The sequence below is a fragment of the Nocardia sp. NPDC055029 genome, assembly GCF_053608525.1.
Window position 1 is genome coordinate 80437 of record NZ_JBSGVQ010000011.1, and the last position, 20602, is coordinate 101038.

Genomic DNA, 20602 nt, shown 5'->3' on the forward strand with positions numbered 1-20602 from the left:
AATCGACCGGCAACCGGCGATCAGGACTTCCGCAGCACGCCCGCGATGCTGCCGCCGAGCGCGCCCGGCGTGCTGTAGGCGAGGGTGCCGTCCGGCCGCAGAGTGACCGTCGATGTCGCGCCCTCGTCGAGACAGCCGCTCGCGCTCTTGCCGGTCAGCTTCGCCCGCAGGACGAGGCGGTCGGTGGTGGCCTCGACCAGGATCTCCGATCGCTCGCAGCGCTCACCGGAGATCATCCCGGTGTTCGACGCGGTGGCCACCTTCTGCCCGACCTTGCCGTTGCCGATGGTCAGCTCGATCGCGAAGCGCACCGGACCGTCCGACGCCTGCCCCTGCCAGCTCCCGACGAAGGCGCTGGGGACGGTGGTGGCCGGTGCACCGGTGGCGGTCGGCGCGTCCGTGTCCACGGCGACCGGCGTCGAGATGGCAACGCCGCCCGCATCGGGCTCGCCGCGCAACTGGACGCCGATCAGGAACGCACCCGCCGCGACAGCCACCGCGACAGTGACCGCCGCGGCCACGAGGAGAGGGCGGGTGCGGCGCGGGGCCGAGCGCTCGGGCAGGACCGGATGCGGTCCCGAGACGGCGTCCGGACGGGTCGCCAGGTGCCAGGCTGTCGGCGTCATGGTGGGATCACCGGCTCCGCCGACCGGCCGACCGGCAGTCGAATATGGCGCGGGGGTGTACCCGCCGACGTTCGCGGCAGGCAGGGGAGTGCCAGGAGGCGGCGTATGGCCGCCGGTGTGCCTGCCGGTGGCAGCCCAGTTCGGCATCGAGGCATCCGGCGTGCCGAGGCCTGCCGGGCCGGAATCCAGGTCGAGCAGGCGCACCGCGCGCATGCTGACCTCTTCGAGCACCGCGGGCGGCAGCCACCCCGATCGCTCGGGCCTGCCGATTCCGGCGAGCTCGGCCAGTACTTCCCGCGGTGTTGGCCTTGCCGCTGCGTCCTTGGCGACGCAGGCCGCGACCAGCGGGCGCAGCGACGGTGGCAGGCCCTCCAGGCGCGGCTCCTCATAAACGATCCGCCACAGCATCTGCACGATCTCGGCGGAGCCGAACGGTCCGTGCCCTGATGCGGCGAAGGTCAGCACACCACCGAGCGCGAACACATCGCACGCGGGCCCGAGCGGTTCGCCGGTGACCTGCTCCGGGCACATGAAACCCGGTGAGCCGATGACCTTTCCGGTGGTGGTGAGCGCGGTGTCCTCGACCGCTCGCGCGATACCGAAGTCGACCACCTTGGGTCCGTCGACGGCCAGCAGTACATTCGACGGCTTCAGATCGCGATGCACCACGCCCGCACCGTGAATCGCGACGAGCGCTTCGGCCAACCCGTGGCCAAGGGCGAGCAGCGACGGTTCGGCGAAGGGACCGAACCGGGCCACCGCGTCCGAGAGCGCAAGACCGGCAACGTAACCGGTGGCCAGCCATGGTGGATCGGCATCGACATCGGCGTCGAGCACGGGCGCGGTGAACGCCCCGCCGACCCGGCCCGCGGCGGCCACCTCCCGGCGGAACCTGACCCGGAACTCGGTGTCGCCCAGCAGATCCGGCCGGATCACCTTCACCGCGACGGTGCGCCCGCCCGCATTGCGGCCCAGATATACCTTGCCCATGCCACCGGCGCCGAGGACGCCGAGCAGCCGGTACGCCCCGATCTGGCGTGGATCGTCGCCGCCGAGGGGTTGCACCGCGGATACCTGTTCCACCACCGGTCCCCTCCGAACATGAGCGCGTGCCTGCCCGGTCACTCTAGCCGCACGATCAGACGACGAACTGGGCTCGTGACCAGGTCCATCGGGCGCGGAAGATCGGGCGTCGGCCGCCTCGGCAAACGGGGTCGCGACGCCGTACCCCATCGAGACCGGTCAGAATGTGATTGCCTTATTCTCACGTTCTTCACGTTCTTCGCGCGTCAGCACTAGGGGGCTCCTCGATGACCACACTGGCCTCCGGACTCTTCATCGATTGGGAAGAGCTGACGGGGCAGTCGAAATTCGTGGTCGAACTGGTGAGCTTCCCGATCTTCTGCGCGGTGGCGGGCTGGCTCACCAACTGGACCGGCGTGCTCATGCTCTTCTGGCCGCTGCATTTCAAGGGCTTCCGGGTACCGATGCTGCACGTCCTGTACCCGTATCTGCCGCGCCGGGTCCAGGTGCTGCCGACCTTCTCCGGCGACGGGCGCAGGCTCGGTTTCCAGGGCTTCATCCCCGCCCGCGCCGAGAAGATGGCGAGTATCTGCGTCGACAAGGCGCTGATGCGCATCGGCAGCCCGCGCGATTTCATCCATGAACTCGATCTGGACGGCATCGGCGACTATCTCGCCGAACGGGCCCGCGACCAGGTGCGACCGATCGTCGACGAGATCATGTACCGGGAGAATCCCGATCTGTGGCGCTCGCTGCCGCGGCCGGTGAAGCAGGCCGTCTACCAGCGGGTCGACCGGCAGCTGCCCGCGCTGGGCCGGCGCGCGTTCGCGAGCCTGGGCGACAACATCGACCAGCTGCTCGACGTCAAGAACTTCGTGATCAGGTACCTGGAGAAGAACCCGACCATTCTCAAGGACCTCACCACCACCATCGCCGCGCCGGAACTGAAGTTCATGGCCCGGATCGGCCTGCTCGGCGCGCCGTTCGGACTGGTGCTGGCGCTGTACCTGCACGTGCACTCGCAGATCCCGTACTGGGGGCTGGTGCCCGCGTGGGTGATCGTGCTGCTGGCCTCGGCCGCGATCGGCGTCATCGTGAACGTCATCGCGATCAAGATGGTGTTCGAGCCGGGCGACCCGCAGCCGCGCTACAAGTACCTGTGGCGCCAAGCCCTGCTGGCCAAGCGGCAGCCGCAGGCGGCGACCGACCTCGCGCACATCCTGGCCTACCAGGTGCTGACCGTGGAGAACCTGTCCAACGAGCTGCTCGATGGGCCGAACGGCGACAAGACCAAGCAGTTGATCGAGCGGGTCGTCGCCGAGGAGATCCAGCACCAGCTCGGCCCGACCGCGTTCATGGTGCGCGCGGCGATCGGGCGGAAAGGGTACGACAACCTCGCCATCTCCGGCGCGGGCGCAGGCATGAGCCTCGCGCCGGAAATGGTCGACGACGAGAAGTTCGTGCTGGAGCAGGCGAAGAAGATCGACGAGTTCGCCGATCGCAAGCTGCAGAAACTCACGCCGGGCGAGTTCATGGAGATGTTCTACGCCGCGGTGGAGCAGGACGCGTGGCTGCTGTACGTGCACGGTGGTGTGCTCGGTGTCGTAGTCGGCGCGATCCACCTGCTCACCTTCGGCTGGTAGCGGCAAATAACAAGCACGCGTGCTTGCATTTTTCTCGGGCCGCTGAGATTCTTGGTGACGAGGCGCACCCGTACCGGGCCGCGCCATGATCGGCAAGGGAACAGATGGCTGACCTCGCAGCGCTCCTCGACGACTTCGCCGCCGAATGCGCGGATCTGGAAAACCTGGTCGCACCGCTGACCCCCGAACAGTGGCAGACCCCGACCCCGTCGCCCGGCTGGGACATCACCACCCAGATCGCCCACCTGACCTGGACCGACGAGGTGTCCAAGCTCGCCGCCACCGACGGCGAGACCTTCACGAAGCTGCTGACCGAGGCCGCGCCGAAGATGTTCACCTTCGTCGACGAGGCCGCCGAGGAAGTGGCGCAGACCCCGCCCGCCGAGCTGCTCGTGCGCTGGCGCGCGGGCCGCGCCGAGCTCATCGCCGCGCTGGCCGCCGTGCCTGCGGGCACCAAGCTGCCCTGGTTCGGCCCGCCGATGAGCCCGGCGTCGATGATCTCGGCCCGCATCATGGAGTGCTGGGCGCACGGACAGGACGTCGCCGACGCGCTCGGCGTCGACCGCACGCCCACCGCCCGGCTGCGCACTGTCGCCCACATCAGCGTCCGTACCAGGAACTACGCCTACACCGTCCACGGTGAATCGGGCCCGGCCGAGGAATTCCGGGTGGAGTTGACCGCACCCGACGGCACCCTGTGGACCTGGGGCCCCGAGGACGCGAAGCAGCGCGTCACCGGTCCTGCCGTCGACTTCTGCCTGGTCGCCACCCAGCGACGCCATCGCGAGGACACCGCCCTGGTCACCGAAGGCCCGGATGCCGAACACTGGCTCGGGATCGCGCAGGCCTTCGCGGGCCCGCCCGGATCCGGCCGCGAAGCAGGCCAGTTCGCCTGAGAAATATCCCTGGAACAGGCGAGCGTCAGTCTCTGAGCGCCATCCGTGACGACTGCCCCGGACGTCGTTGGCCGGGGGTTGACCACCGTGGCAGTCGTGAATGACGCTCGCCTGCCAACCCGGGATACCCACCGAGTGGATGTGAGAAACAACCACGCCCTCGATTCACCGCCCTGACTACGACTTATAGGTCATGCGTCCAGATGTGGTCCTGATCTCACCCGGCGGAGAGTGCTAACTCCAGCTAGCACCCCGTACGGTGGGATTCAGCGCGTGGCTTTCAACGATGCGGGCCCCGTTCCCTCGGGTTTACCCACACGCAGGAAGGACCGCATCGTGACCGCACATCGACCAGCGCAGATCGTGCGCCTGTCCGCGACCGTCATCGCCGGCGCCGCCAGCCTCTGCCTCACCGTGGCCGCGGGCGCCTACATCGTCAATCACATGCCCGAACTCGCGCAGCCACCGGCCGCCGACCACGCGACGCCTTCCGATTCACCCGGGCACGGGCACCATCGTCCGCCGCTCGCCGGGGAACCTTCGCCGCGGTCGGCCAGCGATATCGTCGAACTCACGATGTCGTCCGAGCGTGCCGTGCCGACCGCGACCCGCACCGTGGCGACCCAGCAGTCCGGTGCCGGTGCGACGCCGGACAGTTCGACGCTCGGCGGACGGCTGCGGATCGGCACCAGCAGCTACGTCGGCGCGCAGGTCGCGCCCGCGCGCACCGACACCATCGCGTTCACGGTGGACACCAACCTGGTGACGACCATCGCGACGAAATACCTCGGCATCACGGCAGATCCGGCCGGCGTGACCGCGCTGCGTACCGAACTCGACACGCGCCGTGGCGAACTGGTCTTCGTCCTGTCCGATCCCGGTCTCGGCAGTCATACCCTGCGCGTCGAGCGGGTGCAGCAGCCGTCGACCGATGGGCAGAACGGCACCGAACCGGCCGCGGACGCTACGCCCGCACCGCGGTCGCCCGACGACAAGGCGCCGACTACCGTCGGCGTGTGAGTTCTGGCGGCACCGCGGACGGTGTGTACGACTTCTGCGTGCTCGGCGGCGGCATCGTCGGCGTGGCGACCGCGCATCGGCTGCTGACCAAGTTTCCCGGGGCGAGCCTGGTCCTGCTCGACAAGGAGTCCTCTCTCGGCGCGCACCAGACCGGGCACAACAGCGGCGTCATCCACTCCGGGATCTATTACCCACCGGACAGTTTGAAGGCCAGGCTGTGCCGCGCGGGGGCGCAGTGGACCAAGGAGTTCGCGGCCGCCAACGACATTCCGTTCCAGGAATGCGGAAAGCTGCTGGTGGCCACCGATTCGGCCGAGCACGCACGGATGCTCGACCTCTACGAGCGATCGATCACCAACGGTGTCGACGTGGAGGCCATAGACGCGGCGGAGCTGGTCCGGCGTGAACCCAGGATCGCCGGTGTCGGTGCGCTGTTCGTGCCCGCCACCGGCATCATCGATTACGCGAAGGTCACCGCGGCACTGGCCGATCAGGTGACGGCCATGGGCGGCCGGATCATGCTCGGCACCCCGATCGAGTCGATCAGCGAAACCGATTCCGCCGTGACGGTTTCCGGGCCGACCGGCTCGACCACCGCGGGCACGCTGGTGGTGTGCGCGGGTTTGCAGGCCGATCGGATGGCGCGAATGGCCGGTATCCGCACCGACTTCCGCATCATCCCGTTCCGTGGCGAGTACTACCGGCTGCCTACCGACCGGGCCGACCTCGTCAGCACGCTGATCTATCCGGTGCCTGACCCGGCGCTGCCGTTCCTCGGCGTCCACCTGAGCCCGACCATCGACGGCGAGCTGACCGTCGGCCCGAACGCGGTCCTCGGCCTGGCCAGAGAGGGCTATCCCAAGGGCAGCGTCGACCTGCGCGACGCGGTCGACGTACTGAGCTTCCCCGGTTTCCATCGGGTGGCCCGCGACCATGTCCGCACCGGCGCGCGCGAGCTGCGCAATTCGCTGTTCAAGCGCGGCTACCTCGCCGAATGCCGCAAGTACTGCCCGGAACTCACCACTGCCGACCTGCTGCCGCATCGCGCGGGAATCAGGGCGCAGGCGGTGCTGCGCGACGGCACCCTGGTGCACGACTTCCTGATCGAGCGGACACCGCGCTCGATTCACGTCCTCAACGCACCCTCACCGGCGGCGACCTCGGCGATGCCGATCGCGGAATACCTTGTCGAACAGCTCTGACCGCCATTCCGGCGAATAAAGAGGAAATTTGTAGTAATTTTGAGGCCATCCGTGATCAGGGAGGGCCGATGGGCCACATCAAGTATGCGTGCGACGTCGGCGCACCGGTCGACGTCGCCTTCGCCTACGCCGAGAACTTCCGCTTCATCGCACACTGGATGTCCGGCGTCACCGGCATCGAGCCCGCGGGCGAACCCGACCGGGGTCTCGGCGCCGCCTTCGCGATGAAAATCCGCCTGTTCGGGGTGATCCCGCTCCGATCCACCTGCGAGATCACCGAATACCGGCGCAATGCGGTGATCGGGTATACCCTGCGTGGGCGGGTATACGGAACCGTGACACTACGGTTCGACCCACTCGGCTACGAACGGTCGGTGCTGACCTCCGAAGCCGACTATCCACCACCACGCGGTGTGTTCGGCCGCCTGTGCCATGGCCTCGTAGACGCGGCCGCGAGATCGGCACTGCGCCGTACGGAGTCGCGGTTGCGAAGGGAGATAGAGGCATTCCACGGTACCGATCTTGTCGGCCGCATCGCCTAGGGTGGCGGTCATGATCATCGTGAGCACCGACGGGTCCTGCCTGCGCAATCCCGGTGGTGCCATCGGCTGGGCCTGGGTGAATCACCAGGGTCCCGCCGACAGCGGGGGAGCGGTCAGCGGTACCAACCAGATCGCCGAACTGCGCGCGGTCTTGGAAGCCATCCTCGCCCACCCCGGCGCCGAGCCGATGCTCATCGAGAGCGATTCCCAGTACGCCATCAAGTGCGCCTCCGAGTGGATCGGCAGCTGGCGGCGCAACGGCTGGCGCACCTCCACCGGCGGCGCGGTGAAGAACGTCGACATCATCAAGCAGATCGACCGGGCCATCACCAGGCGCGAAGGACCGGTTCGCTTCCGCTGGGTCCGCGGGCACGTGGGTAACTACTTCAACGAACAAGCCGACACACTGGCGGGCGCGGCCGCACGCGAGGCCGCAGCCCGCCCGGCGCAAGCCGAAACCACCAGACCGCGGACCACGGGGAAGCCGGTCGAGCCGGCAGTGCCGTCCGGAACACTCACCCTGTTCTGACGGGTCGGCACGACCGGGGTTGGTCCGCACGAAAACGCCTCCGGCGGCAGAGTCGCTCTGCCGCCGGAGGCGTTCGCATCGACAGATCAGTTACCGGGAGCAGGCGCGGGCGCCTGCGTCGTCGGCGCAGGCTGACCACCGGGGGCAGCGCCACCGGAGGCCCCGCTGCCGCCCTTGAGCAGCGGCGAATCCAGCTTGCTGACCAGCCACTTGCCGTCGTCGGACTTCTCGAGGGTCATCTCGACGGCGAACATCATCCGGTCCGGTTCGGTCTGGGTGAAGTTGGTCCGGTACTGGGTCATGGTGACCATGGCCTTGACGTCCTCGGTGGTGCCAGAGATGTAGGCGCACTGCACGTCCTCACCGCGGGACTTCACCTGGGCCTGGACCATCGCGCCCTTGAGCGCCTCGCTGGCGTCGCTGAATTCCTTCAGGTAGTCGCCGGTGGCACCCGCCTTCATCGAGGAGATGTAGCCGTCGAGGTCCTTCGAGTAGTCGTAGTTGGCCAGAATGTTGCCGTAGTCGCAGGCCGCCTTCGTCGAGTCGGCGATGGCGTCGAGCTTGTCGGCCTTGTCATTGCTCTGCAGGAAGAACACCACGGCCGCGGTGGCCGCGCCGAGCGCAACCACACCGGCCACACCAGCCGCGATCCAGCCCGTGGAGCTCGATTTCCCGGTCGAAGCGGGCGCGGGAGCCGCCGCCTCGGTCACGGTCTCTGCCTTGACAGTGGCCGCGTCCTGCTCGGGAGTGGCCGCTGCGCCCTTGACGGTCGCGTCGGCCTTCGCCAGATCGGGCTTGTCCGCCGCGGCAGCTTCCTTCTTGCTCTCGGCGTCGTCGCTGGTCATCGAATCAATCCTGCTCTTTCCCGGCGCACCAATGGCACCGATATCCTTCGTGGGCCCGTGAGCCGGACCACACGCTCTCCTGCAAGCGAGTATGCCCGGTCCGGTGCGTGCGCTCCGGGCCGGGCCGGGCATCCACTCAGTTCGCCGGGATGGGTGTCCGTTCGTTCGGATCGACACCCGGCGGCATCTGCGCGCCGTTGTTCGGCACGTTCGGTCGCGGCGCGTTTGCCGAACCGCGGATCTGCTGATCTGCGGGCGGGTTGACGCAGTAGTTCCACTTCGGGATCGACCCGTCCTGGACTTCCTCGTTGCGCCGGTACTCGGTCGCGTAGTAGCACGTCGGACGCGGCCAGATATCGATGATGGTGTGGAACTCGCCGTCGTGCGCCGGAGCGGAGATCGAGTCCAGACCCAGCGCGAGCGACGGGAACAGCAGCCGCAGCGCGGGCTGACGCAGCTGCGCCGCCCTGGTGATGGACACGAAGTTGGCCGCCAGGCTGCTGATCGGATCGGCCGTCTTGTCCAGGACAGCGCCGAGCGCCTCGAACTGGGCAGGCGCGTTGTCCAGGACGCCCTGCAGCTCCGCGTTGGCGTTGTTGAACTGCGCGAGCAGCGTGCCCGAGTTGCTGGTCAGCGTCTGCAGATCGGGCTGGGCGTGCGAGGTGGTCTCGGCGATCACCCGCAGATTCGCGATCAGGTTCACCGTCTGCGGCAGCAGGTTGTCCAGACCGGCCACCACCAGGCTGACCCCGTTGATGAGACCACGCAGCTGATCGGGACCGCCGCCGAGCGCGATATCGAGCTCGTTCAGGATCGTCTTGAACTGCTGCGGGTCCACCTGCGAGATCAGCGCGCTGGTGTCGTCGAGCACGGCCCACACCGGGGTCGGCGTCTTGATCTGCTCGGGGTTGAACTTGATCACCGCGCCGTCGGCGAGGAACGGGCCGACATCGGTCTTCGGACGGAAGTCGATGTACTGCTCGCCCGCCGCCGACAGCGCCGCCACCTGGATCATGGTGTCGACCGGGATCTTGTAGCTCGTGTCGATCTGCGCCCTGACCGCGATCGCCTGACCCTGGTCGATCAGCTCGACGGTGCTGACCCTGCCGATCCGGTGCCCGCGCAGGGTCACGTCGTTGCCCGGCTGCAGACCGCCGGAGCGGTCCAGGTTGACCGTCACGTCGTACTCGGACCGCAGCGGGTTCACCCGCATGACGTTGACCAGCAGGTAGGTCGCGCCGACGATCAGCACGACCACCAGGGCCGCGTTCGCCAGCACGATCTTGCTACCGAAGAACTTCTTCGCCTTGCTCATCGGTGGCCTCCCACTCGGCCCTGAACGATCTGCAGCACCTGGATGAAGGTGCCGACGAAATCGTTCACGTCCTTGAGATCCGGGAACTTGCTGTTCGCCGGATCGGTCAGCAACCCGATGTCGAGGTTGGTCAGCGTCGCGTACGGCGCGAGCGACTTGCCCTTGAACGTCTGGTTCGCGCCGGGGCGGATCGCGTGCAGCTGATCCATGACGTAACCGAAGTCGTCACCGGTCGCGGCCAGCGCGTTCATCAGGTTGTCCAGATTGGTGAGCAGCTCGGAGAGCTGATCACCGGTGGTGTTGGAGTAGTCGCCGAGAGCGGCGCTGGCCGTGGCCACCTTGGTGAGCAGATCGCCGATGGCCCTGTTGTTCTCGGCGATGGCGCCGATGGCCTGCGGCAAGGTGTCGGCCACCTGGCCCAGCTGGGTCTTGTTGTTCTCGATGGTGTTGGCGAGGGTGTTGAACTCGGTGAGCACCGTGTCGACCCTGGCGCTGTTGTTGTTCAATTCGCCGATGACACCGGTCATCTCGGTGATCAGGTGCGCCAGATTGCCGCCCTGCCCGTTGAGGATCGAGCCGAGTTCGGTGCCGAGCCTGCTCAGGCTGGCCACGCCGCCGCCGTTGAACAGCATCGACACCGAGATCAGCAGCTCTTCGACAGTGGCTCCCGCCGAGGTGAACTCGCGGGTGAGCGTGTCACCGTCCTGCAGGGCGGCGCCCCCGCTGGTGTCGTCCTTCGGCTTGGACAGCGCGATGAAGACGTCACCGAGGGGGGTGGCCTGACGCAGCTCGGCCGTGCTGCCCTTGGGCAGCTGGATGTCCGTGCTGATCTGCATGTCGACGATGGCCTGGAAGTTCTTGGTCGAGATGTCGGAAACCACACCGACATCGGAACCACCGATCTTCACCTTGGCCTGGTCGGGCAGGTTCAGCGCGTTGTCGAACACCGCGTGAATCGTGTAGGTATCGCCTTCGGCGCCCGGCTTGGGCAGCGGCAGATCCTCCACGGTGAAACCGCAGCCGGAGGTGATCGCCACCGTGGCCGTCGCGGCCGCGGCGACAAGCGCGCGGCGGGCTTTCATCGTCATACGTAGGGTCATTTCGTCAGTCCGAGCAGTGCGGCAGTCAGGCCGTAGTCAGGGCCGAAATCCTGCATGTTTCCGGAACGGCAGCCATCGGACTTCATCTGGATCCGCTCACAGAACACGCTGACGATCTCGCCCGAGAGGGCGGTACCGATCAACCCGTGCAGGCGGACGAAGCCCTTCTCCTTGTTTATCGCGCCGTCGATGTTCTGCATGAGCAGCGGGACGATGTCGACGATCTCGACCATCGCGCCCGAGTTCGCGCGCAACTGGTTGGTGACGTTGGTCAAGCCGGTCAGCGAGGTGGACAGCTCGTCGGAGTGCTCACCGAAGGTCGTCGAGGTGTTGGCCAGGAACTGGTTGAGCTGGTCGAGGGTGGCCTGCAGGCCGGGCGCCTGCTCGGCCAGCAGACCCGACATGGCGGTCACCCGGTTGCTGAAATCGCGCACCGACTGATCGTTGTCGGCCAGCATCGTCGTCAGCTCGTTGAGCTTGATGATGATGTTGGAGATGGCGTCCTTGTTGTCGACACCGATCTTCAGCGCGCTCGAGAGCGCGTCGAGGGTTTCGCGGATCTTCTGGCCGTTGCCGTTGAGGACCGGGTAGAGCACCCGGCCCGAGAGCGGGCCGAGGCCTTCCTGGCCGGGTTCGGGCTTGAGCGCCGCGGAGAACTGGTCGATGGTCTTGATCATCGTGTCCAGCTCGACCGGGGTCCTGGTGTTGGCCTTGGTCAGGTGCTGGCCGGACTCCATCGCCTCCCCGCCGGTGTAGGGCGGGCTGATCTCGATGTGGCGGTCGGTGACGATCGAGGGCGAGATGATCGCGGCGATCGCGTCCTTCGGGATCTTCACGCCGGCGTCGATGGTCATGTGGACCTCGACGTAGGTGCCCTTGGGGATGATCTTGTCGACCTTGCCCACCGCGAGACCGAGGACCATGATCTCGTTGCCCTCGTACATGCCCGCGATGTTCTCGAAGTCGGCGGTGATCTTGGTCGACATGCCGAGCGCGTCGTTCACCTGGCCGGGCAGTAGCGAGCAGCTGCCCAGGGTCAGTGCGGTGGCGCCGATCATCAGGGATCGGGCCAGCGTCTTGCCGCGGAACTTGGAAGTCAGTTTCATCCTGCGCACCCCTGGATCACCTGAACGAAGCACAGCCAGTTGTCGGGGAACAACCACGGCAGCGAGACGTCGCCGTAGTTGCCGTTGCCGAGCGCGTTGTTGAAGTAGCGCGCCGTGGGCTGACCGATCTGCAGCAGCTTGTCGAGATTGTCCTTGTTCTTCTGCAGACCCTCGGCCATCGTGTTGAGCTGACCGATGGTGCCGCCGAACTGATCACCGTTCTCGGCGCCGATCTCCTCCAGCTGACGGGTCAGCGTGGCGATGTTGTCGAGCAGCTGACGCAGCAGGTTCTGCCGTTCCATCACCCGGTTGGCGATGGCCTCGCCCTGGGTGATGACCAGCAGGATGCTGTTGCGGTTGTCGGCCAGCAGCTGGGTGACCCGGTTCAGGTCCTTGAGCAGGCTGTCGACCTCGACCTTGCGCCGGTCGACGACCTTGGCCAGCGCGCCGACGCTGTCGAGCGCCTGCGCAACGAGCTCCGGCGATTCGCCGAGCTGGCTGTTGATCGTGTTGAGCGAGGCGGCCAGCTTCTTGGTGTCGAGTTCCTCGAACTTCGGGGTACCGACCTGCACGACATCGGCGATGTCGTAGGGCACGTCGGTGTTGCTGCGCGGGATGGTCTTGCCCTTCAGGCCCGACCCGTCACCCGGCTGCAGGTCGACGTAGCGCGCGCCGAGCAGCGTGGCCATCTTGATCGCGGCGTGCGCGTCGGGCCCGAACTTCAGCGAGTTGTCCACGTCGAGGGTGACCACCACGTGATCGCCCTCGATGCGCGCACCGGTGACCGTGCCGACCTGTACACCCGAGACCGCGACCTTGTCGCCGGTCTTGATGCCGGCGGCCTGCACGAACTCCGCCTCGATCGACTGCCTGCCGAGCCCGATGAACTGGTAGACGGTGGAACCGACCAGCAGCAGCACGATGGCCAGCGAACCGATGACACCGAGCCAGAAATTGCGGTTGCCGAGGAAGGTCTTCTTCAGCTTGCTCATCTGCAGACCTCCGAGTGGGAGGTGCCACCGATCTGGCTGAACAGACCGCGCGGGAACAGGACACCGTAGAGCGACACGTCGAGGCCACACAGGTAGGCGTTGGCGTGGGTGCCCTCGGAGGTCATCCGGCCGAGGTCGGCGAGCATCGACGGCATGTCGATCGCGACCTGGTCGAGCTTGGCGCCGTTGGCCAGCAGCAGGGTCAGCGCCGCGGTGGACGAGTTCTGCGCCGCCGCCAGCTGGGGCTGGATCTTGCCGACCATGCCGACCAGCGAGGTCGTCGCGTCGGCCAGGGTGGCCGTGGAGGCCTGCAGCGACTGTCCCTGTTCGTAGAGCCCGCCGATCAGCGCCCGGGTCTGGGTAACCAGGGTCTCCAATTCATCCCCTCGCTTGGCCAACCCGGCCATCACACCGGACAGGTTGGTGATCACGTCGGACAGGATCGCGTCCCGACGCTGGAAATCCGAGGCCAGCTGCGCCGCCTGGACGATGAAGGACGACAGCGAGACCCCGTCACCCTGCAGCGCCTGGATCAGCGACTCCGACAAGGCGTTGACCTCGGCAGGCTCCAGCGCCTGGAACAGCGGCTGGAAACCGTTGAGCAGCGCGGAGATATCGAACGAGGGCTCGGTGCGGTCGATCGGGATGACCGAACCGCTCTGGAGCGCCTGCGGGCTCGGTGCCTTGCCCGGGGTCAGCGCGATGTAGCGCTGACCGATCAGGTTCTGGTACCTGACCAGGGCCTTGGTGTCGTCGAAGACCGTCTGGTCGCTCTGCACGATGAACGACACCTTGGCGTCGTTCTTGCCGTCGAGCTCGATCTTTTCGACCTTGCCGACGCGTACGCCCGCCATGCGGACATCGTCGCCGGGCCGCAGGCCGAGGACATCGGTGAAGATCGCGGTGTACTTGCGGGTGTCTCCGTCGACCGTGCGGGCGAGCGTGTTCCACACGACCACGATGACCAGCAGAGAAACGAGCGCGAAGATACTGAACCCGATCAGTGGCTTGCGGATGCTCATGCGCCACCCCCGTTTTCGGACACTTGCAGGGTTCCGCCCTTCAAAATCGGACCGAGCAGCAGGAATTCGGATGCCGTCGGCTTACGCCCCAGCAGTTGAGTCATCGCCGCTTCGCCCTGGTAGGAGATCGGCTTGCCGGTGGTCGCAGGCTGCTCCGGCGCCGCGGCGGGCGCGGCCGCCGGGGCAGGCGCGCCACCGAGCACACCGGGCAGACCCGGAATCTGGATCGACGGAACCAGGCCCTCGAGCGGCGTGCCGGCGAACGGCTTCACCTCGGTGCCGTTGGCCGTCTGCATCGGTGCGATGCCCGGCGCGGTGAGGCCGGGGATCTCGGGCATACCCGGGATCGACACCAGCGGCGGCAGTCCGGCGGCCGAGTCGAGTGCGCGGGGGCGCACGCTCTCCGGCAGCGGCGGCAGGCTGACCTCGGCGGGCGCGGTGAAGCAGCTCGGTCCGAGCAGGTCGCCGTAGCGCGGGCAGTCCGCGACGGTGTTCGGCTGGTACGGGGTGAACGTCAGACCCGCGTTCCACACCATCTGTTTGCCCGAGGGGCCACCGTGGAAGGTGGTGTTCAGCTTGGCCAGCGAGGGGCCGAACACATCGAAGGTCTTGGTGATCGAGGCCGGATCGTCGGCGACGGCCCCCAGGGTGGCGTTCATGCCGGTGGTGACCTCCTTGCCGACATCGGGGTTGGCCGCGAACAGGTCGTTGACCTGGTCGGTGGTGGCGCTGGCACCGGCGAGCAGCGCGATCAGCTGGTCGCGCTTGGTCGCGATGGTGTTCGCGGTCTGCACCGAGCTGCCGAGCACGTCGAGCAGTTCCGGCGCCGACGCGTTGAGCGCGTGCGCCGAGGCGGCGAAGTTGTCGAGCATTCCGCCCAGGTTCGGGCCCGCGTCGGCGACGGTGGTCAGCCAGTGGTCGAGACGCTGGATGGTGGAGCCGGGGACCCGGCCGCTGCCGTCGAGCGCCTGGGTGAGGGTGCCGAGCACCCGGCCCAGCTGCACCGGGTCGACCTCGTTGAGGATGTCGCGCACCGTGGTGAGCGTGTCCTGCAACGCGATCGTGCCCTGGCTGGTGTCCTCGGGGATCTGCGAGCCCTCGTGCAGGTACTGGTTGGACGCGCCGTTGAAGACCAGCTCGACCGAGGTGACCGCGAACAGGTTGCTCGGCACCACACGGGCGGTGACGTTGGCCGGAATGTCGCCGGCGAACTCGGGCTTGAGCTCGATGTTCACCTTCTGCACCGCGCCCTTGTCGACGATCTCCACGTCCTTGACGACGCCGACGAGCACCCCGCGGAACTTCACGTCGGCGTCCGAGGGCAGACCGTCACCGGTCGTCGACAGGTTGGCGGCCACATTGACCTTGGGCACGAAATAGCCCTGGTACCTGGCCATCAGGAAACCGAGAATCACCGCGAAGACGGCGAGACCACAGGCACCGGCGATGTAGAGCTGTTTCATCGTGGGACCGCGCCCACTGGGATCGATGATCATCGCGCGCCTACCCCGAGATCCTGATTCCGGGGTCGACGCCCCAGATCGCCAATGTCATGAACAGATCGGCGAACACGACCAGGATGATGCACATCTTGATCGCGCGGCCGGCCGCGACGCCGACGCCTTCGGGACCACCCGAGGCGAAGAAGCCGTAGTAGCACTGGATGAACGTCGTGATCATGACGAACACCACCGCTTTGAGCAGCGAGTACAGCACGTCGGTCGGCACCAGGAATTGGTAGAAGTAGTGCGAGTACGTACCGGCCGCTGTTCCGCCGATCAATTGCACGGTGATCGAGCAGGACACATACGCCATCACCAGGCCGATGCAGTACAGCGGCACGATCGCGATGACCGCCGCCATCATCCTGGTGCTGACCAGGTAGGGCAGCGGGCGGATGGCGATCGAGTCGAGCGCGTCGATCTCCTCGGAGATGCGCATGGCGCCGAGCTGGGCGGTGAATCGACAGCCCGCCTGCGCGGCGAAGGCCAGCGCCGCGAGCAGCGGGCCGAGCTCACGGGTGGTGGCGAAGGCCGAGATGGCGCCGGTGATCGGGCTGAGGCCGAGCAGGTTCAGCGAGGTGTGGCCCTGGATGGCCACCGTCATGCCGCCGAAGGCGCTGATGATCAGGATGACGCCGATGGTGCCACCACCGACGACGATGTTGCCGTTGCCCCACGTGACGTCGGAGAGCAGCCGCCAGATCTCCTTCGGGTACTGCTTGAACGCCAGCGGAATCGAGCCGACGGAGCGCAGGAAGAAGAAGACCTGGTGACCGAGGCGGGCGAGCAGGTCGATCGGCGCCCTGCCCGCGGCCTGGAGTTGGCGTAGCGGCCGCAGCAGCGGGGGTACGTATGTTGAAGATGACATGGCTCAGACCACCTGTGGGGGAAAGACTGCGGCGTAGATCTGCGTGATCGCCACGTTGACACCGAGCAGCATCACCATGGAGCTGACCACCGCCGAGTTCACCGCGTTGGCGACACCACCGGGGCCGCCGCGGGCGTTCAGACCACAGTCACAGGCGATGATCGAAGCGAGCAGACCGAAGATCACCGACTTGAGCAGGGCCACCGCGAGGTCGCGGGTGACCGCGAACGAGGCGAAGGTGCTCATGTAGGAACCGGGGGTACCCGCCTGGGCGAAGATGTTGAACATGTAGCCGGTGATGAAGCCGACGAAGACGACGAAACCGCACAGCAGGAAGCTGACGAGCATCGCGGCGCCGAGCCGGGGGGCAACCAGCCTGCGCAGCGGGTCGACGCCCATGACCTTCATCGCGTCGATCTCTTCACGGATGGTGCGCGAGCCGAGGTCGGCGCAGACCGCCGAGCCGACCGCACCGGCGATCATGATCGAGGTGACCAGCGGTGCACCCTGCTGGATGATGCCGAGGCCGTTGGCGGCGCCGATGAACGAGGTCGCACCGACCTGGCCCGCGACCGCGCCGACCTGGATGGAGACGATCACGGCGATCGGGATGGCGACCAGCAGCGTCGGCGCGGCGGCGACGCCTGCCATGAACGCGCACTGACGGACGAATTCGTCGAAGGGGAAGCGCCTGCGGAAGATCGCGACGATCAGCTCGGTGACCGCTTCGATACCCATCGTGATCTGTCGACCGAAGGTTTCGAGGGACTTCTTCGGATGGTCGTCCCAAAGGCCCTTGGTCCGGTCGACAGCTTCGCTGACTCGTGAACGGGCGGGCGGACTCTCGGTCGACTGCACTGCTAATACCCCTCTCGACGCCAGGTCATCTACACCCCGACGACTTGTTTGCTTGACGCACCTTACTACGGAGTAGCGCAGAACACACCACCGACATGTGAGCGCTGTCATAGACAGAGGTCACTGTCGGGAACAGCTATGAGTCCTGCCATGTCGGACCATACCGCCCGTAATTGTGGGCGTCAGCGCGATTAGGCGCGATGGCGTTTTCGGTGCGGATTCCCAGTACCAGCGGTCGCGCCAAATAAATATTGCGGAAAACTGTCATTCATAACGAACCCCCCGTTCGAATACGTGAACAGATCACAGGAACAACTCAAAACTGGTCAATTGATCACTATTTTCATAGATAACCGCTATGACAAAGAGGGGGGCTGGCGACATGGCGCGCCCGGGACAGTTTCCAGGCACGATAGCCAGAATGAATTGATATCGTGCGGACTTCCGACGTCTGGAGGGACATGTTCACCACACTCGCCAAGGTGGCCAACGCCGCCGTCGCCGTCGCCCTCGGTGCCGCACTGCTCGGCACCGGCGCTGGCGCTTCGCAGGCACAATCCGGCCCGCCGGTGCTCGGTGGCGGCTCCGGGATCGTCATCGACAGCATGTTCGAATGCACCCTCACCACCGTCGGTCACGACGGCGCGGGCAGGCTCGTCGGCCTGACCGCGGGCCACTGCGGCGACGCGGGCGCCTCCGTCGCCGCCGAGTCCGACCGCGGATTCGGTGAGATCGGCCGGTTCGCCTACAGCAACAACCAGCTCGACTACGCGGTCATCGAGTTCACGCCGGGGCGGATCATCCCGGTCAACCGGATCGGCAACGTCACCATCACCGGTGTCGGCGGGCCTGCCCAGTTCCCGACGATCGTCTGTAAGGAAGGCCGGACCACCGGCAACACCTGCGGTATCACCTGGGGTGACGTCTTCCAGACCAATACCGAGACCTGGACCCAGATGTGTGTCGTCGAAGGCGATTCCGGCGCACCGGTCGTCGTCGGCTCGACCCTGGTCGGCATGGTGAACGCCTACCTGGCCGTCGCCTGCTTCGGACCCGAGGTCGGCACGAATATGAGCTCGATCATGAACGACATCAATGCCCGCGGCGGCGTCGGAGCAGGCTTCCACCCGGTGTAGCCGGCGGCCGGCGCCGCGGGTTCGCGGCCCCCTTGTGCCTCGCGTCCGAGGGCAGAGATTGCGGCTTCGCCGTTCCGTCTCGGCCCTCGGACGAGGCGGGCCGCCAACGTGGTTGTCAATGCCGATTCGGCGCGAGCGCGGGTCCGTCGGCGCCCGCGCAGTGCGGCAGGCAGTCGACCCGCTCGGGCTCGGGCGTCCGGCGGGGCACGCGCAGCAGTACGCCCGCGATGACCGCGCCGATCAGCAGCAGCACCGCGCACCAGCGCATCGCGGTGTCGAAGCCCGCGGCGAAGGCGACGGGGTCGCCGAAGGCGCCCGACAACCCTGCCAGCCCGGGCAGCGCGGCGACGGCGAGCAGCTGAGCGGTCCTGGCGACGGCGTTGTTCACGCCGGAGGCGATGCCCGCGTCGGCGACGGGCACGGCGGCCAGCACCGCACCGGTCAGCGGCGCGACCAGGACCGACAGCCCGAGCCCGAAGACCAGCACGCCGGGCAGCACATCGGTGAGGTAGTCGGCGCCGGGCCCGACGCGTTGCAGCGCGAAGACACCGGCAGCGGCCAGCAGCGGACCGGCCGTCATCGGAATCCGTGGCCCGTGCCGTTGCGCCCACCGTCCCGCGGGCGCCGACAGCACGAGCATCAGCAGCGTCACCGGCAGACTCGCGGCGCCCGAGGCCATCGGCGAGTACCCGGCGACCAGCTGCAACTGCAGCACCAGCAGGAAGAAGACCCCGCCGAGCGCGGCGTAGACGAACAGGGTCACCAGGTTCGCCACGGTGAACACCCGCGAAGTGAACAGCGACGGCGGTACCAGCGGATTCGGGCTGCGCAGCTCGACGACGACGAAACCGGCCAGCGCGACGACGCCGACGATTACCAGGGCGGGATAGCCGTCGATCAAGCCGAGCGTGAGCGCGCCGAGCGCGACGGCCACGATCACCGCGCCGGGCACATCGATGCGCGTCGGCGCGTCCGGATCACGGCTCTCCGGCACCGACCGGAGCGCGACGATCGCCACGACCAGCGCCAACGGCACATTGAGCAGGAAGATCGCGCGCCACCCGACGAGATCGATGAGCCCGCCACCGAGCAGCGGCCCGAACGCGCCTGCCACCCCACCGAACCCCGACCACAACCCGATCGCACTGCCCTGATCGCGCTCGTCGATGGACGCCGAGATCAGCGCGAGGCTGCCCGGCGTGAGCAGCGCGCCCGCCACACCCTGCAGCAACCGGGCGACGACCAGCATCTCGATGTTCATCGAGACCGCGCACAGCAGCGAGGTGATCGCGAATCCGGCGATCCCCCAGACGAAGACGCGTCTGCGGCCGAGCCGGTCCCCGAGCGAGCCGCCGAGCAGGATGAACGAGGCGAGGGTGAGGGTGTAGCCGTTGACCGTCCACTGCAGACCGGCGACATCGGTGTGCAGCGATTCGCCGATGCGTGGCAGCGCGACCGAGACGACGGTGGCGTCCAGCGACGCCATCGAGGAGCCGAGGATGGTGGCCAGCAGGATCCACCGCCCCGTTGCGGAGTTGAGCCGAACCGTTCTGGTCGGAGCCACCTCTCCAAACTAGCTGGCGCCGAGGTGTTCCGCCGGGCTACAGACTCTCCACGCAGACCACGACGCGGCGCTCGGGGTATTTGAAGCCCGAGTCGGCGCTGTCGGGGCAGTCGTCGACGCTGTCGGTGTTGTTCTTGATCGTGACGACCTTGACCGGCTCGGAACCGGTTTCGCCGCAGTCGATGCGCTTGGGTTCGTCGCCGCCGACGTCCATGCAGCCACCGACCACCCAGTCGATGTCGAGGCACAGCGCGCCGGTCTCGATGCCGTTGAGGGTCTCGGCGTAGAAGTTGTCGCGGTCGCTGACACACCCGCTGCTGTTCTCGGCCTTGCCGATGACCTTGTAGTTCGACGAGCGGCTGCCGCAGGACGCCTTGGTGATGGTGGCGTCGTTCACGGTGCCGCCGAGCGCGACGCAATCGCCGACACTGGCCTGGAAGTCGGTGCCACCACGGCCCGAGGTGGGCGACGGTTTGCTCGTCGTCGGTTTACCCGACGTGGGCTTGCCCGGCTTGGTGGTTGGCGCGGTGCCGGTGGCGGGGACGACGTCGATCGCCGGCTGTGCGTGGCCGTCGATGGTGCCACCGCATCCGGTCGAGACGAACGCGGTCACCGCGATGGCGACGGCGCCGACGAGCCGGCCTACGGACAGGTCTGCAAACACCTTCTGTGAATACACCACCGGAGCCACCGGCGTCGACTCCGTCCCGATGGGTGGGGCGCTGGGCTACCCTTGGGATTCCGGCCCCCCGGCCGAACCTGCATCAGGAGGTGAACCCGATGGTGGCAGCAGCGGCGGGAGATTTCGGGCCC

Annotated in this window: 19 protein-coding genes; 7 read left to right on the forward strand and 12 right to left on the reverse strand. The window is 67.2% G+C overall.

Annotated elements, in window-relative coordinates:
- Positions 1-20: 20 nt before the first annotated feature.
- Positions 21-1709, reverse strand: a complete 1689-nt coding sequence (locus ACWF9G_RS13005) for a serine/threonine-protein kinase (RefSeq protein WP_452515341.1) — start codon at positions 1707-1709, stop codon at positions 21-23.
- A gap of 227 nt (positions 1710-1936) precedes the next feature.
- Between ACWF9G_RS13005 and ACWF9G_RS13010 the strand changes: the two genes are divergently transcribed.
- The 6 genes from ACWF9G_RS13010 (at position 1937) to ACWF9G_RS13035 (ending at position 7481) form a co-directional block, all read left to right on the forward strand.
- Complete coding sequence (locus tag ACWF9G_RS13010; protein ID WP_379306830.1) at positions 1937-3292, forward strand: hypothetical protein; 1356 nt, start codon at positions 1937-1939, stop codon at positions 3290-3292.
- A gap of 104 nt (positions 3293-3396) precedes the next feature.
- Positions 3397-4188 carry a TIGR03084 family metal-binding protein gene (locus tag ACWF9G_RS13015; RefSeq protein ID WP_379306832.1) on the forward strand — a complete coding sequence of 264 codons (792 nt, stop codon included), beginning with the start codon at positions 3397-3399 and terminating at the stop codon, positions 4186-4188.
- Between the two features lie 336 nt (positions 4189-4524).
- On the forward strand, positions 4525-5208 hold the full coding sequence (locus tag ACWF9G_RS13020) for a hypothetical protein (protein WP_452515343.1): 684 nt from the start codon (positions 4525-4527) through the stop codon (positions 5206-5208).
- Positions 5205-6410: an L-2-hydroxyglutarate oxidase gene (gene lhgO / locus ACWF9G_RS13025; RefSeq protein ID WP_452515345.1), complete on the forward strand. Its 1206-nt coding sequence runs from the start codon at positions 5205-5207 to the stop codon at positions 6408-6410. The genes ACWF9G_RS13020 and lhgO overlap by 4 nt, the downstream gene beginning before the upstream one ends.
- Positions 6411-6478: 68 nt before the next feature.
- The gene (locus tag ACWF9G_RS13030) at positions 6479-6952 is read left to right on the forward strand and encodes an SRPBCC family protein (RefSeq protein ID WP_379306838.1); all 474 of its coding nucleotides are present in this window, start codon (positions 6479-6481) and stop codon (positions 6950-6952) included.
- Positions 6953-6962: 10 nt separating this feature from the next.
- A complete protein-coding gene (locus ACWF9G_RS13035; protein WP_452515346.1) occupies positions 6963-7481 on the forward strand; it encodes a ribonuclease H family protein in 519 nt (172 codons plus the stop codon).
- A gap of 86 nt (positions 7482-7567) precedes the next feature.
- On the opposite strand, the gene ACWF9G_RS13040 is transcribed toward ACWF9G_RS13035, so the two are convergent.
- The 9 genes from ACWF9G_RS13040 to ACWF9G_RS13080 all read right to left on the reverse strand — a co-directional run bounded on the left by ACWF9G_RS13040 (position 7568) and on the right by ACWF9G_RS13080 (position 17089).
- Positions 7568-8326 carry a hypothetical protein gene (locus tag ACWF9G_RS13040; RefSeq protein ID WP_452515348.1) on the reverse strand — a complete coding sequence of 253 codons (759 nt, stop codon included), beginning with the start codon at positions 8324-8326 and terminating at the stop codon, positions 7568-7570.
- Positions 8327-8462: 136 nt separating this feature from the next.
- Positions 8463-9641, reverse strand: coding sequence for an MlaD family protein (locus ACWF9G_RS13045; RefSeq protein WP_379305999.1), 1179 nt, complete (start codon positions 9639-9641; stop codon positions 8463-8465).
- Positions 9638-10729 carry an MCE family protein gene (locus ACWF9G_RS13050; protein ID WP_379306001.1) on the reverse strand — a complete coding sequence of 364 codons (1092 nt, stop codon included), beginning with the start codon at positions 10727-10729 and terminating at the stop codon, positions 9638-9640. The genes ACWF9G_RS13045 and ACWF9G_RS13050 overlap by 4 nt, the downstream gene beginning before the upstream one ends.
- 8 nt (positions 10730-10737) lie before the next feature.
- On the reverse strand, positions 10738-11847 hold the full coding sequence (locus tag ACWF9G_RS13055) for an MCE family protein (protein ID WP_379306003.1): 1110 nt from the start codon (positions 11845-11847) through the stop codon (positions 10738-10740).
- Entirely contained in the window at positions 11844-12839 is a 996-nt protein-coding gene (locus tag ACWF9G_RS13060) for an MCE family protein (protein WP_452515350.1), read from the reverse strand. The genes ACWF9G_RS13055 and ACWF9G_RS13060 overlap by 4 nt, the downstream gene beginning before the upstream one ends.
- The gene (locus ACWF9G_RS13065; RefSeq protein ID WP_379306007.1) at positions 12836-13861 is read right to left on the reverse strand and encodes an MCE family protein; all 1026 of its coding nucleotides are present in this window, start codon (positions 13859-13861) and stop codon (positions 12836-12838) included. Before ACWF9G_RS13065 ends, ACWF9G_RS13060 begins: the two co-directional genes overlap by 4 nt.
- Positions 13858-15357: an MlaD family protein gene (locus ACWF9G_RS13070; RefSeq protein WP_379306009.1), complete on the reverse strand. Its 1500-nt coding sequence runs from the start codon at positions 15355-15357 to the stop codon at positions 13858-13860. Before ACWF9G_RS13070 ends, ACWF9G_RS13065 begins: the two co-directional genes overlap by 4 nt.
- Positions 15358-15364: 7 nt before the next feature.
- Positions 15365-16231: an MlaE family ABC transporter permease gene (locus tag ACWF9G_RS13075; RefSeq protein WP_379306011.1), complete on the reverse strand. Its 867-nt coding sequence runs from the start codon at positions 16229-16231 to the stop codon at positions 15365-15367.
- 3 nt (positions 16232-16234) lie between these two features.
- On the reverse strand, positions 16235-17089 hold the full coding sequence (locus ACWF9G_RS13080) for an MlaE family ABC transporter permease (RefSeq protein WP_379035543.1): 855 nt from the start codon (positions 17087-17089) through the stop codon (positions 16235-16237).
- A 461-nt stretch (positions 17090-17550) separates the two neighbouring features.
- On the opposite strand from ACWF9G_RS13080, the gene ACWF9G_RS13085 reads away from it, so the two are divergent.
- On the forward strand, positions 17551-18225 hold the full coding sequence (locus ACWF9G_RS13085) for a serine protease (protein WP_452515353.1): 675 nt from the start codon (positions 17551-17553) through the stop codon (positions 18223-18225).
- 115 nt (positions 18226-18340) lie between these two features.
- On the opposite strand, the gene ACWF9G_RS13090 is transcribed toward ACWF9G_RS13085, so the two are convergent.
- Both ACWF9G_RS13090 and lppU read right to left on the reverse strand, forming a co-directional pair.
- Positions 18341-19789 carry an MFS transporter gene (locus tag ACWF9G_RS13090; RefSeq protein WP_452515355.1) on the reverse strand — a complete coding sequence of 483 codons (1449 nt, stop codon included), beginning with the start codon at positions 19787-19789 and terminating at the stop codon, positions 18341-18343.
- A gap of 37 nt (positions 19790-19826) precedes the next feature.
- A complete protein-coding gene (gene lppU, locus ACWF9G_RS13095) occupies positions 19827-20453 on the reverse strand; it encodes an LppU family putative lipoprotein (RefSeq protein WP_379306017.1) in 627 nt (208 codons plus the stop codon).
- Between the last annotated feature and the right edge of the window lie 149 nt (positions 20454-20602).

What these genes read in the sequence shown, in the direction of transcription:
- ACWF9G_RS13010 (WP_379306830.1), top strand. Translation starts at nt 1,937, where the DNA reads ATGACCACACTGGCCTCCGGACTCTTCATCGATTGGGAAGAGCTGACG.
- ACWF9G_RS13015 (WP_379306832.1), top strand. Translation starts at nt 3,397, where the DNA reads ATGGCTGACCTCGCAGCGCTCCTCGACGACTTCGCCGCCGAATGCGCG.
- ACWF9G_RS13030 (WP_379306838.1), top strand. Translation starts at nt 6,479, where the DNA reads ATGGGCCACATCAAGTATGCGTGCGACGTCGGCGCACCGGTCGACGTC.
- ACWF9G_RS13035 (WP_452515346.1), top strand. Translation starts at nt 6,963, where the DNA reads ATGATCATCGTGAGCACCGACGGGTCCTGCCTGCGCAATCCCGGTGGT.
- ACWF9G_RS13040 (WP_452515348.1), bottom strand. Translation starts at nt 8,326, where the DNA reads ATGACCAGCGACGACGCCGAGAGCAAGAAGGAAGCTGCCGCGGCGGAC.
- ACWF9G_RS13045 (WP_379305999.1), bottom strand. Translation starts at nt 9,641, where the DNA reads ATGAGCAAGGCGAAGAAGTTCTTCGGTAGCAAGATCGTGCTGGCGAAC.
- ACWF9G_RS13050 (WP_379306001.1), bottom strand. Translation starts at nt 10,729, where the DNA reads ATGACGATGAAAGCCCGCCGCGCGCTTGTCGCCGCGGCCGCGACGGCC.
- ACWF9G_RS13055 (WP_379306003.1), bottom strand. Translation starts at nt 11,847, where the DNA reads ATGAAACTGACTTCCAAGTTCCGCGGCAAGACGCTGGCCCGATCCCTG.
- ACWF9G_RS13060 (WP_452515350.1), bottom strand. Translation starts at nt 12,839, where the DNA reads ATGAGCAAGCTGAAGAAGACCTTCCTCGGCAACCGCAATTTCTGGCTC.
- ACWF9G_RS13065 (WP_379306007.1), bottom strand. Translation starts at nt 13,861, where the DNA reads ATGAGCATCCGCAAGCCACTGATCGGGTTCAGTATCTTCGCGCTCGTT.
- ACWF9G_RS13070 (WP_379306009.1), bottom strand. Translation starts at nt 15,357, where the DNA reads ATGATCATCGATCCCAGTGGGCGCGGTCCCACGATGAAACAGCTCTAC.
- ACWF9G_RS13075 (WP_379306011.1), bottom strand. Translation starts at nt 16,231, where the DNA reads ATGTCATCTTCAACATACGTACCCCCGCTGCTGCGGCCGCTACGCCAA.
- ACWF9G_RS13085 (WP_452515353.1), top strand. Translation starts at nt 17,551, where the DNA reads ATGTTCACCACACTCGCCAAGGTGGCCAACGCCGCCGTCGCCGTCGCC.